Below are 11,540 nucleotides of genomic sequence, written 5' to 3' on the forward strand. Positions count from 1 at the left end.
CCGTCCCTCGAGGGCCCGTCGACCGGCCGGCCGGTGGCCGCCGCTGATCCGGTGAGTGACGCCGGGGGCCGCGGCGGGCCGGTCAGCCGGTGCGCAGCCGGGCGCGCAGCTCGGCCTTGGCGATCTTGCCGCCGGAGCCGCGTGGCAGTTCGTCGACGAGTTCCAGCCGCTCCGGCCAGTTCTCCGGGGACACCCCCCGGTCGGCGAGGTGCGTCCGCAGCCCGTCCAGGTCCAGCGTGGCGCCGGGATGCGGCACCACCACCGCGCAGACCCGCTCGCCGTACGTCGGATCGGGCACCGCCACCGCCGCCACCAGGGCGACCGCCGGGTGGGTGCCGACCTGGTCCTCGACGGCCGCCGCGCTGACGTTCTTGCCGCCCCGGATGATGAAGTCCTGCTTGCGGTCGACCACCCGCAGGTAGCCCCGCTCGTCGGCGGTGCAGATGTCCCCCGTCAGCATCCAGCCGTCCGGGGTGAAGAGGTGCTCGTTGGCCTCCGGGTCGGCGAAGTAGCCCAGACAGGTGGCCGGGCCGGCGCAGGCCGCCTGCCCGGGGCCACCCGTGGCGGTGACGTCGGTGCCGTCCTCGGCGAGGAGCCGCACCCGCATCTCCTCGATCACCCGACCCGCCGTGCGCAGCCGGGCGTCGATCCCGTCGTCCACCGTGGTACGCGATAGCGCCCCGGTCTCGTTCGAGCCGAAGAACTGCAACACCTGGGCACCGGTACGGCGCTCGAAGTCGGCCGCCCGCGCGAACGGCACCGCCTCGCCACCGGTGAACATGCACCGCAGCGAGCTGAGGTCGTACCGGCCCGGGTCGGCGTTGAGCATCATGATGAACTGCGTGCTGACGCAGCAGAGCACGGTGACCCGTTCCCGCTCGATCAGCTCCAGCGCGCCGGCGGCGCTGAACCGGGGCATCACCACGGTCGGCGCGCCGAGCAGGGTGGGCGTGAAGTTGGCCGTCCACTGGGCGAAGCCGTACGGGGCGGGGATCAGGGTGAGGAAGACGTCGTCGCCGGTGAGCGCGCCCGCCTCGACGGCGAGATGGTGGTAGTACATCCACCGGTTCTGGTTGTGCACCACGCACTTGGGCATGCCGGTGGTCCCGGAGGTGCCGTTGAGCAGGTGGATCTCGCCCAGGCCGAGGGTCCGCCCGGCGAGCAGTCGACGTTCGACGTCCGTCGGCGCCGGCCAACCCACGTCGGCCAGCGTGGCCGGCAACTCCAGCCGTACGGTCAACGGTAGCCCCTCGACCAGCTCGGCGGCCGGACTCCCCCGGTGCTCGGCGAGACTGATCAGCGCGGTGGCGCCGCTGACGGTGAGCAGGTGTCGAACCTCCAGCCGACCGGCGCGCGGCCCGACCGCCACCACGACGACGCCGGCCTTCAGCGCCGCCAGGTACGCGACGTGCACCAGCACCCCGTCGGGGAGCAGCACCCCGACCCGCTCGCCCCGGGCGAGGCCCTGGCGGAGCAGTACCGCGGCGAGCCGGTCGGAGAGATCGTCGAGCTGCCGCCAACTGACCCGCTCGGTGCCGGTGACGAAGGCGGGCCGTTCGCCGATGGCGACGGCGTGCCGGCGTACCCGGTCGACCAGGGTGTCCGTGCCCCAGCGACCCACCTCGGCCAGCCGGTCCGCGACGTAGCGCTCGTGGGCGCTGCCGGGGGCCGGGGCCGTGCCGGGTGGATAGAGAGCCGAGACCTGGTTCACCTGCACCGCCCCCTACCAAACAAGCGCTTGTTTATGGCATTCTGTGGCCGGACAGCGAGACGTGTCAAGGAGGCGGGATGCGGATCTGGCGGACCTCGGCGGCGGCCGACCTGTTGACCGGGGCGGTCGAACTCGGCGAACGGACCCACCGGTCGTTCGAGGTCGGCGCGGGAATGCTCACCGACCACGTGCCCGGTTCCCCGTCGGTGCTCTCCACCCCGGCTCTGATCGGGCTGCTGGAGGACACCGCCGCCGACATCCTGCGTCCCCGCTTCGCCCCCGGCGCCGCCTCGGTCGGCACCTGGATCGGAGTGCACCACCGCTCCCCGGCACTGGCCGGGGAGCGGGTGGACGTGGTGGCGACGGTCGCCGTCGTGGCCGGCCGACGGGTCACCTTCGACGTGACCGCGTCGGTCGGCGGACGGACCGTCGGCGACGGCCAGGTCACGCAGACCCTGATCCGGGCCGCGGGGCACTGAGCCGGCCACGGCTGCCGTCCGTCGCGACCGCGCCGTCGCCGACCTCGTCACCGCGCCCGACGGGCCGGCCCGCCGTCGACCGCTCAGAGCAGCGCCCGCAGGGCCGACTTGTCGACCTTGCCACCGGCACCCAGCGGCAGCACGGGCAGCCCGACCAGCCGCTCCGGCCAGTTGACCTTGGAAACGCCTGCCGCCTCCAGGTGGACCCGCAACTCGTCCAGGGTCAGCCCGGCGCCGTCCCGGGTGACCACGAAGGCGCAGACCCGCTCCCCCAGCACGTCGTCGGGCATGCCGACCACCGCGACCTGGGCCACGTTCGGATGTCCGCCCACGGCCTCCTCGACCACCGGCGCGCTCACGTTGTGCCCGCCCCGGATGATGAAGTCCGCCGTCCGCCCGGTGATCGAGAGGTACCCGTCGGCGTCCAGCCGCCCCAGGTCTCCGGTGCGCAGCCAGCCGTCCGGGCGGAACAGCAGGCGGTTGGCCGGCTCGTCCCGGAAGTACCCGGAGGTGCAGCCGGGACCGTTCACCGCCACCTGGCCCGGCCCCTCGGTCACCGGGTCACCGTCCGGGTCGAGCAGGCGGAGCCGCATCGCCGGGACCGGCCGCCCGGCCGTCCCCAGCCGTGCCGGACGGGGGTCGGCCACCCGGGTCACCGAGATCGGCCCGGCCTCGTTGGAGCCATAGAACTGCAGGACGGCGCAGCCGGTCCGCTCCTCGAACTCCTCCGCCCGGTGCCGCGGCACCCGCTCCCCGCCGGTGAAGAGCACCCGCAGCGAGCCGAGGTCGCGCCGGGCGAACGCCTCGTGGTTCAACATCATGATGAACTGGCTGGTCACGGCGGCGAGAACGGTCACCCGGTGCCGTTCGATCAGGTCCAGCGTCCCGGCCGGGTCGAACTCGGCGGTCAGCACCGTGGCGAACCGGTACCGGGCGGGCATGACGTGGGCACTCCAGAGTCCGAAGCCGTACGGCGCGGGCAGCGCGCTCAGCACCACCTCGTCCGGGCCGAACGCGCCGGCCTCGGCGGCCAGCGCGGCGAAGTACTTGCGCACGTTCATGCTCTGTCGCACGCACTTGGGCCGCCCGGTGGTGCCCGAGGTGGAGTTGAGGAAGAACAGGTCGTCCGGGCCGAGACCCCGGCCGGCGAGCAGCCCGACGGCCTGCGCCACCGTCGGCACCGTGAGCGGTACGCCGGCCCGGCGCAGCACCGGCACCGCGTCGACCAGGTCCAGTTCCAGGTGCTCGGGAGCACCGGTGAGCCGGGCGATCTCCCCGGCGGGTCGTCCCCGGTGGCGGGACCGGCTGACCAGCGCGACCGCGGCGGTGTGCCGCAGCAGATGGCTGATCTCGGCGTCCCCGGCGCGGGGGCTCAGCCCCACCGTCACCAGGCCGGCCCGCTGCGCGGCCAGGTACGCGACGTGGGTGAGCGCGCCACCGGTGAGCAGCACGGCCAGCGGTTGCCCCGGCGTCCAGCCGGCGAGCACGTACGCCCCGGCCAGCCGGGTCGCCGCCGTGTCGTACTCGCGCCAGGTCAGCGCCCCTTCCGGGGCGTGGAAGGCGATCCCGTCCGGCGCGGCGACGGCGTTGCGCGCCACCAGATCGGCGATCGTGTCGGCGTCCCACGAGCCGTCGGCGTAGTACCGCTCGATCGTCGCCGAGGAGAACTCAGGCACCTGCACCACCGTCCATTCGCAGTACCGCTCCGGTGGCGAACCTCGCCTCCGGTGAACCGAGATAGGCGATCGCGGCGGCGATCTCCTCCGGCTGGGACACCGGCGGGTCGACCAGTGCCCGGCCGTGTGCCAGCAGTCGAGGGTCGGCCCCCGGCACGGGTGTCAAATTCCGGGTCAACGCCGTGTCGATCGATCCGGGGCAGACGCAGGTGACCCGGACCCCGGTGAGCGCGTACTCCACGGCGAGCGCCCGGGTCAACGCGACCACCCCGCCCTTGGCCGCCGAGTAGGCGGCGCTGTACCGGTAGCCACGCACTCCGGCCAGGGACGCGACCGTGACCAGCGCGCCCTGCCGCGCCCTCAGGTGCGGCAGCGCCGCCCGCGCGGTCAGGAAGGTGCCGGTCAGGTTGACCGCGAGCAGGCGGTCCCACTCGGCGAGCGCGACGTCGGTGGTGTGGCCGAAGGAGGCGACCCCGGCGGCGGTCACCACCAGGTCGATGCCACCACCCCAGTCGACCGCCCGGTCGACCGCCTCGGCGACGCCCGCCTCGTCCCGGACGTCCACCGCGATCGCCAGGCCGACCGGGCCGAGGCCGGCGTCGTCGGCGAGCAGGTCGAGGCAGGCGACGCGGGCGCCCTCGGCCGCGAGGCGGCGGGCCGTGGCCCGGCCCAACCCGCTGGCGGCGCCGGTGACCAGCGCGACCCTGCCCTCGTACCGGCCGTTCATCGGTCCACCGCACCGCCACCGGGCGGGACGTCCGGGCCCGGCCCGAAGGTGACCACGCTCAGGTCGGTCACCTCCGAGCGCAGCTCCGCCACGACGCCGTCCTCGGTCATCCGCTTGTCAGCCATCGCCGCCTTCTCGCCGCCGGTCCGCCCCGGCCATCCGCGGTCGCCCCGCGATCCGGCGCACGTCAGCGCGACTCGATCCGCGGAGGCACGCGAAATAACTTACCAAGCGCTTGGTTGGTTGCGCTACCCTGTACGACGAGCGGCACGAGCTGTCGATGCCGCCGGTACACTCCGGAGGCCGTCCGGCGGGAGGACCCGTCGGACGTCCAACGACCAAGGCCCCTGTTCCGTCGAGTCCGTCTGTGAGAAAACATGGCGCGAGAGCCTGGAGTCCGGCGCGAGGCGATCCTCGCCAGTGCCGCCGCACTGTTCGCCAGGAAGGGCGTGGCGGCGACCACGGTCCGGCAGATCGCCGACGACGTCGGCATCCTCTCCGGCAGCCTCTACCACCACTTCGACTCCAAGGAGACGATGGTCGACGAGATCGTCTCCTCCTTCCTCAAGGACCTCCAGCACCGGTACGAGCAGGTCCTGGCCGAGGAGATCGGCGCCCGCCAGCGCCTGCACGACCTGATCGTCGCCTCCCTCGAGGTGGTGGAGGCGCACCCGCACGCCACCGAGATCTACCAGAACGACGTCAACTTCCTGCTCCAGTTCGACCGGTTCGACTACCTGCGCAACGCCGGTCGCCAGGTGCAGAACGTCTGGCTCACGGTGATCGAGGCGGGCATCGCGGAGGGCACCTTCCGGGCCGACGTCGATCCGAAGATCCTCTACCGCCTGATGCGAGACGCGGTGTGGTTGTCCGTCCGCTGGTTCAAGCCCAGCGCGGACCACCCGATCTCCAGCCTGGCCGAGGACTGCACGTCACTCTTCCTGGACGGCCTGACCAGCCGCCCCAAGGACTGACGGCCACGGGCGTCCGGCCGGGCTTCCGACGGCTTTCGGCCACACCTTCCGGCTTCCGGCTCCTGGCCGGACCTCACGGCTTTCGGCCAGACCCTCGGCTTCCGGCCGGGCCCGCTCACGGCTGCTGGCGGAGGTCGCCGGCGAACGCCTCGGCCACGGCCGCGACCGTCCACTCCGGCAGCCGTACGGCGACGGCCGTGCGCGGCGGCTGCACCAGCGACAGTTCATCGCCGTCGACCCGGACGATCCGGCCCGAGATCCCCGCCGCCGCTTCGGAGAGCAGGTACACCACGGCCGGCGCGTTGCTCGCCGGCGGCTTGCCCACGTTCTGTCCGCGGGCCCGGGCGCCCAGATGCCGCTCGAAGGCGTCCGCCATCCGCGTGTGCGCGTTGGGCGAGACCGCGTTGACGCGTACCTCCGTGCCGGCCAGGTCCGCCGCCCAGCACCAGGTCAGCGAGGCGACGCCACCCTTGCTGGCACCGTACGCGGCGAGGGCGGCCGCGCCGGACTGGGAACCGGAGGTCACGTTCACCACCGAGCCGGCGCCGCCCTGCTCGAGCATCGCGCGGATGGCGTGCAGTCCGCAGTAGGCGGTGCCGAGCAGGTTCACCTCCAGCACCCGGCGGAACTCCTCCGGATCCTGCTCCCGGGGATCGGCCAGCCGGAACAGCCCGGCGTTGTTGACCAGTCCGTCCACCCGCCCGTACGCGCGACGACAGTTGTCGATCAACCGGCCGGCGCCGGTCCAGGTGGCGATGTCCGAGTCGTCGGCCAGCGCCCCGATCGCCCCGGCCACCGACGCGGCGGCCGCCGAGTCGACATCGTTGACCACCACCGAGGCGCCCTCGGCGGCGGCGAGTCGGGCGTAGGCCTCGCCGAGGCCACGCCCGGCGCCGGTGATCACGACGGCCTTGCCGGCCAGCACGCCCGGCATCACGAGAGCCGCTCGATGATCAGTGCCATTCCCTGTCCGCCGGCGGTGCACATGGTGACCAGTCCGAACTGCCGGTCACGGAAGCGCAGCGCGTTGATCAGGGTGGTGGTCATCCGGGCCCCCGTCATGCCGAACGGGTGCCCGACCGCGATCGCTCCGCCATGGACGTTGAGCCGGTCCAGGTCGATGCCGAGCATCCGGTAGCTCGGGATCACCTGGGCCGCGAACGCCTCGTTCATCTCCACCAGGTCGATGTCGCCGATGGTGAGCCCGGCGTTGGCCAGCGCCCGCTGGGTGGCCTGCACCGGGCCGAGGCCCATGATCTCCGGGCTGAGCGCGGAGACTCCGGTGGCGACCACCCGGGCCAGGGGGGTCTGACCGAGTTCGCGGGCGCGGATGTCGCTGAGCACCACCAGCGCGGCGGCGCCGTCGTTGAGCGGGCAACAGTTCGCCGCGGTGACCGTGCCGTCCGGCCGGAAGACCGGTTTCAGGGCGCCGACCTTCTCCAGGGTGACGCCCGCACGCGGGCCGTCGTCACGGTCGACGACCGTGCCGTCGGGCAGGGTGACCGGCGTGATGTCGGTGGCCCAGAAACCGTCCATGATCGCCTTCTCGGCCAGGTTCTGGCTGCGGACGGCGAACTCGTCCTGCTCCCGGCGGCTGACCCGGCAGTGCTGGGCCACGTTCTCGGCGGTGTGTCCCATGGCGATGTAGACGTCCGGCTCCGCACCGGCGGACCGCGGGTCGGACCAGTCCGCGCCACCGCCCCGGGCCCGGGCGGCGGTGCGCTCCTCGGCGACGGCGTAGCGGGGGTGATGGGTGCCGGGCATGCCGTCGGCCTTGCCGCGGTCGTAGCGGGAGACCATCTCCACCCCCGCCGAGAGGAAGGCGTGCCCCTCCCCCGCCCTGATCGCGTGCAGAGCCATCCGGGTGGTCTGCACCGAGGAGGCACAGTAACGCTGCACCACGGCGCCGGGCACCCCGTCCAGGCCGAGCCGCACGGCGAGCGTCCGGGCCAGGTTGTAGCCCTGCTCGCCGGCCGGCTGGGCGCACCCGAGCAGTACGTCGTCCAGCGTCCGCGGGTCCAGCGCGGGAACCTGCGCCAGGGCCGCACGGGCGATGTCGGCGATCAGGTCGTCGGCGCGCACGCCGACCAGCGAGCCCTTGCCGGCGCGTCCGATCGGTGAGCGGGCCGCGGCGACGATGACGGCTTCTGGCATCGGTTGTCCCCTTACTGAGTGACCATCCAGCCGCCGTCGACCGGCAGCAGCACGCCGTTGAGGTAGCCGGCGAGCGGGGAGAGCAGGAAGAGCACGGCGCCGGCGACCTCCTCCGGCCGGCCGGCCCGCCCCATCGGGTTGCGGGCCACGAGGTCCCGGCCCAGCCTGGAGGCGGCGAACCCGGCCGTACGCGGGGTGTCGATCAGCCCGGGCGCGACGGTGTTGGCCCGCACCGCCGGGGCGAGCCGGGTCGCCAGGTGCCGGGTGTAGCCGGCGATGGCCGCCTTTCCCGCGCAGTACCAGGCGGAGTCGGTGCCGACCAGGTTGCCGGCGACCGACGCGACGTTGACCACCGCCGCGCCGTCACCCGGTCGGCTGGCCAGCCAGGCGTCGGTGACCGTCCGCACGCTGCCCACGGTGAGCGCGAGCGCACGGTCGAAGTCGACGTCGACGCTGCTGGCCGGGCCGGCGTTGTTGACCAGGTACGTGGTCGGGCCGCTGTCGGCGAACGCGCCTCGCACCGCCGCCGGATCGGCCACATCGACCACCCGCGCGACGGCGCTGCCGCCTGCGGCGGTGATCTCGTCGGCGGTGCCGGTGACCGCGTCGCCGGCCAGGTCCCAGGCCGCCACCCGCAGGCCGACCCGGGCGGCCAGCAGCGCGGTCGCCCGGCCGATCCCGCTGCCGGCTCCGGTGACGACGACGGTGGCGCCGGCCGGGAAAGCGAACTCCATGTCGTTAACCTAACAAGCGCTTGCTTAGATCACAACGGTCGCCCCGCGTACGCCGCCGCCCGCCCGGTGTGCCCGGCTGCCGGGACAGAGCCGACAGCGACTGGGCACAGGCGCCCGGCGCGCCTGGACGTGCGGGCCGCCGCCGCCTCTGGTGACGGCGGCGGCCCGTCGCGGAGTCAGCAGGGGCCGAGGTCGCGCCACTGCGCGGTGAGCCCCGGCTCGGAACCGAGCGTCCACCAGTTCGCCTGCCAGAGCCGGCCGTTGTGCCGCACCCGCTGGCCGCCGAGGTACACCGTGTTCCGGTCCCAGTTCGGCGCGCCGGCACAGTTGGCCGGCGGCGGCGTCGAGGGCGGCGGGGTCGACGGCGGGGGCGAGGAGGGCGGAGACGAGGGCGGCGGCGAGCTGGGCGGCGGCGTGGGGCAGGCTCCGCCCGCGCCGACCGTGTCGGTGTGCGTGGTGCCGGCGGACCGGTGACCGGCCACCCGCGCGGCCACCTGGGCCGGCGTCAGCACCTGCCGGTCGGCGAAGTAGAGCCAGTCGGCCTGCTGCCGGAGCTTCGCGCCGCGCTGCTGGCCCGCCTCGGACGCCGCCCGGTGGCAGTCGCCGGCGACCCCGCCACCGCAGCGGCCTGGCTCGCCGCCCGCGACCTCGCGCCGCCCACCAGCACCGGACACCGCGCATTCGTCACCCCGTCCGCGTAATGGCGGGATCCGGCGGTCGGACCGCCGGCACAGCGAACGCCATCAGACGACATGGCGCTCCTCGTCGGCCGGCAGCCGTGCGGCGACCCGAACCGGTCGCCGCGAACGGGCCGGCGCTGAGTCCTGGTCGGCAGCCCGGCCTCGATGACTTGCGCGGACCAGCATCGAGTGGGGCGCCGGGCCGGCTGCGGTCGCTCCGCCGGATCCGGGCGGCGGCGGCAATGGGCGGAGGCCGCACAAAGGGCGCGCGCATTCGAGTAAATCATCGATGAGCGTCTTGACGGGCCGGTTCGCTGACTCGATAGTCAGGCAACCGTCCCTTGCGTCTGCGGCAGGGGATCTGGCTGCCTGACGGAGTTGAGGTATGAGACCACGTTCCCTGCGGCTGTTCGCGGTCGCGCTTTCGCCACGGCCGCCGGGCCGCCTCCGACGCGTACGTCCACACCGGCTTCGACGGGTCCACTGCCGGCGTCCCGCGCCGCTGACCAGCCACGTCGCCACGGATAGACAGGAGCTCAAGTGATCACGAGAAGAAGCCTGCTGGTTGCCGCGGGTGCGGCGGTGGCCACCGCCGGGCCGTTGGCCCGCCCGGTCGCCGCCGCGCTGCCCCAGGTCGACATGGAGGCGCTCATCAGGGCCGCCCAGATCGACCCCCGCCGGGCGGACACCGCCATCACTGCGGGCGCCAAGGACAGCGTGCTGCTGGTGGAGCGGGCTCTGCAGGCCAGAGGGCTGCTGTCGGCCACGTACGTCGACGGGCACTTCGGCACCAGCACGATCGCCGCGTACGCGGCGTACCAACGGTCCCTCGGCTACACCGGCCTCGACGCGACCGGGCTGCCCGGGCCGTCGTCACTACGGCTGCTCGGCGAGGGCCGATACACCGTCGTCCGCGCCATCTCGCCCGGAAGCGTCGTGACCCTGCGCGGCTTCCAGGTCAACACACGGACCAGGACGATGCTGCTCGAGGCCGAACGCCTGCTCGGGCGCCAACTCACCATCACGCAGGGGTCCTACAACACCGGCGTGGGCGCGTCGGCGGGCACCCACGACGGCGGTGGCGCCCTCGACCTGTCGGTCAGCGGTCTCTCCTCGGCCACCCGGACGGACGTGCTGCGCCGGCTTCGCACAGTGGGCTTCGCCGCCTGGCTGCGCACCCCGAGCCAGGGGGACTGGGGCTACCACATCCACGCCATCGCACTCGCCGACACCGACCAGTCGACAGGCGCGCAGAACCAGGCCGGCGACTACTACCTCGGCCGCAACGGCCTGGCGAACCGCGGCGCCGACGACGGTCCCGCGGTCAGCCCCAAGCGCACCTGGGAGGAATACCAGCGGACCCTCTGACGACGGCAGCCCAGCGTCGCCACTACTCGCATCGATTCCCATGACCAGCACGACCAGGAGGAAAGTTGTCCGTCCGTAGCAGCCGCCCCGTACGCGGCGCCGTCGCTGTGCTCACCACGGTCCTCACGACCGCGGCGGTCGGCCTCACCGGCGCCACCGCCGCACAGGCCGCCGTGAACACCTCCCCGAACCATCTGGTGGTCTACAACAACAACATCGAGAACTGGCTGCCAAGCTCCTGCGCCGACGGTCACATCTGGGACCGGCTGATCACCTACCTCAAGGGCCGGCCACTGAGCCCGGACATCTTCACCGTGCAGCAGGTCTCGAACCAGACGCAGCTCAACACCCTGACCAAGCGCCTCTCCGACGAACTGCCCGGCACCTACGCCGGACAGATCGCGATCGCGAACCCCGGCTCGATGGGCTACACCAGCACCTGCGGCAAGATGAAGAACCAGCAGACCAACGCGGTCATCTACCGCTCCGACCGGTTCACCTACGAGGCCGCCACCCGCTGGCGCTCCGACGCTCCCGCGAACTACGACGCGGGTACCGGCGGATGCCAGAACCTCGAACCCACCAGGAGCAGCCAGGACCGGGTCCACAACATCGGCATCCGGCTGCACGACAACGTCGCCAACCAGGACGTCTCGGTAGCCTCGATCCACTGGCCCACCAACACCTGGCACGGCCCCAAGTGCGCGGACGAGAACATCAAGGAGGCCGACGAGGCGATGGGCCGCCTCGGCGGCGACCTCAAGATCGTCGCGGGCGACGCCAACGCCGAGCCCGACGACGCGGGATGGTGGAACGACGGCAAGAGCTACGGCTACCGCGACCCGATCGCCGAGAAGTGCGGCAGCCGCAACTGCTCCTCGGCGTACGACACGCTGAACAGCCGGCGAATCGACTTCCTGCTGGTCAAGAGCGGCAACGGCTTCAGCAACGTCGCCACCGTCACCGAGTCGATGACCGGCGGGGCGTACTCCGACCACCGCGCCGTCACCGCGTACGTCAACTACTGACCGCGTGGG

General features: G+C 73.0%; 12 protein-coding genes. 4 read left to right on the plus strand and 8 right to left on the minus strand.

The annotated features are described in order from the left end of the window. Window positions 1-82 precede the first annotated feature (82 nt). Window positions 83-1,711 carry a class I adenylate-forming enzyme family protein gene (locus tag RM555_RS16310; protein WP_311412543.1) on the minus strand — a complete coding sequence of 543 codons (1,629 nt, stop codon included), beginning with the start codon at window positions 1,709-1,711 and terminating at the stop codon, window positions 83-85. A gap of 77 nt (window positions 1,712-1,788) precedes the next feature. Here RM555_RS16310 and RM555_RS16315 point away from each other — a divergent pair, with 77 nt between their 5' ends. Continuing rightward, window positions 1,789-2,190: a thioesterase family protein gene (locus tag RM555_RS16315; RefSeq protein ID WP_311412544.1), complete on the plus strand. Its 402-nt coding sequence runs from the start codon at window positions 1,789-1,791 to the stop codon at window positions 2,188-2,190. Between the two features lie 83 nt (window positions 2,191-2,273). Here the strand turns inward: RM555_RS16315 and RM555_RS16320 are convergent, their stop codons facing one another. Genes RM555_RS16320 through RM555_RS16330 form a run of 3 tightly spaced genes read right to left on the minus strand, consistent with a single transcriptional unit; the run spans window position 2,274 to window position 4,718 of the window. Next, window positions 2,274-3,866 (minus strand): class I adenylate-forming enzyme family protein, encoded by a 1,593-nt coding sequence (locus RM555_RS16320; RefSeq protein ID WP_311412545.1) that lies wholly within the window; start codon window positions 3,864-3,866, stop codon window positions 2,274-2,276. Continuing rightward, window positions 3,859-4,593, minus strand: a complete 735-nt coding sequence (locus tag RM555_RS16325) for an SDR family NAD(P)-dependent oxidoreductase (protein WP_311412546.1) — start codon at window positions 4,591-4,593, stop codon at window positions 3,859-3,861. The genes RM555_RS16320 and RM555_RS16325 overlap by 8 nt, the downstream gene beginning before the upstream one ends. After that, window positions 4,590-4,718 (minus strand): hypothetical protein, encoded by a 129-nt coding sequence (locus tag RM555_RS16330; protein ID WP_311412547.1) that lies wholly within the window; start codon window positions 4,716-4,718, stop codon window positions 4,590-4,592. Before RM555_RS16330 ends, RM555_RS16325 begins: the two co-directional genes overlap by 4 nt. A gap of 252 nt (window positions 4,719-4,970) precedes the next feature. On the opposite strand from RM555_RS16330, the gene RM555_RS16335 reads away from it, so the two are divergent. Beyond that, on the plus strand, window positions 4,971-5,567 hold the full coding sequence (locus RM555_RS16335) for a TetR/AcrR family transcriptional regulator (RefSeq protein ID WP_132236701.1): 597 nt from the start codon (window positions 4,971-4,973) through the stop codon (window positions 5,565-5,567). Window positions 5,568-5,682: 115 nt separating this feature from the next. Here the strand turns inward: RM555_RS16335 and RM555_RS16340 are convergent, their stop codons facing one another. The 4 genes from RM555_RS16340 to RM555_RS16355 form a co-directional block, all read right to left on the minus strand. After that, a complete protein-coding gene (locus RM555_RS16340) occupies window positions 5,683-6,501 on the minus strand; it encodes an SDR family NAD(P)-dependent oxidoreductase (RefSeq protein ID WP_311412548.1) in 819 nt (272 codons plus the stop codon). Then, on the minus strand, window positions 6,501-7,721 hold the full coding sequence (locus RM555_RS16345) for an acetyl-CoA C-acetyltransferase (protein ID WP_311412549.1): 1,221 nt from the start codon (window positions 7,719-7,721) through the stop codon (window positions 6,501-6,503). Before RM555_RS16345 ends, RM555_RS16340 begins: the two co-directional genes overlap by 1 nt. 11 nt (window positions 7,722-7,732) lie before the next feature. Then, on the minus strand, window positions 7,733-8,455 hold the full coding sequence (locus RM555_RS16350; RefSeq protein ID WP_311412550.1) for an SDR family NAD(P)-dependent oxidoreductase: 723 nt from the start codon (window positions 8,453-8,455) through the stop codon (window positions 7,733-7,735). A gap of 176 nt (window positions 8,456-8,631) precedes the next feature. Beyond that, a complete protein-coding gene (locus tag RM555_RS16355; RefSeq protein ID WP_311412551.1) occupies window positions 8,632-9,129 on the minus strand; it encodes a carbohydrate-binding protein in 498 nt (165 codons plus the stop codon). A 546-nt stretch (window positions 9,130-9,675) separates the two neighbouring features. Here RM555_RS16355 and RM555_RS16360 point away from each other — a divergent pair. Together RM555_RS16360 and RM555_RS16365 are read left to right on the plus strand one after the other, a co-directional pair. After that, a complete protein-coding gene (locus RM555_RS16360; protein ID WP_311412552.1) occupies window positions 9,676-10,503 on the plus strand; it encodes a peptidoglycan-binding domain-containing protein in 828 nt (275 codons plus the stop codon). Between the two features lie 65 nt (window positions 10,504-10,568). Continuing rightward, entirely contained in the window at window positions 10,569-11,531 is a 963-nt protein-coding gene (locus RM555_RS16365) for an exonuclease/endonuclease/phosphatase family protein (protein WP_311412553.1), read from the plus strand. Window positions 11,532-11,540: the final 9 nt, after the last annotated feature.

The organism is Micromonospora reichwaldensis (genome assembly GCF_031845925.1).
Lineage (GTDB): Bacteria > Actinomycetota > Actinomycetes > Mycobacteriales > Micromonosporaceae > Micromonospora > Micromonospora reichwaldensis.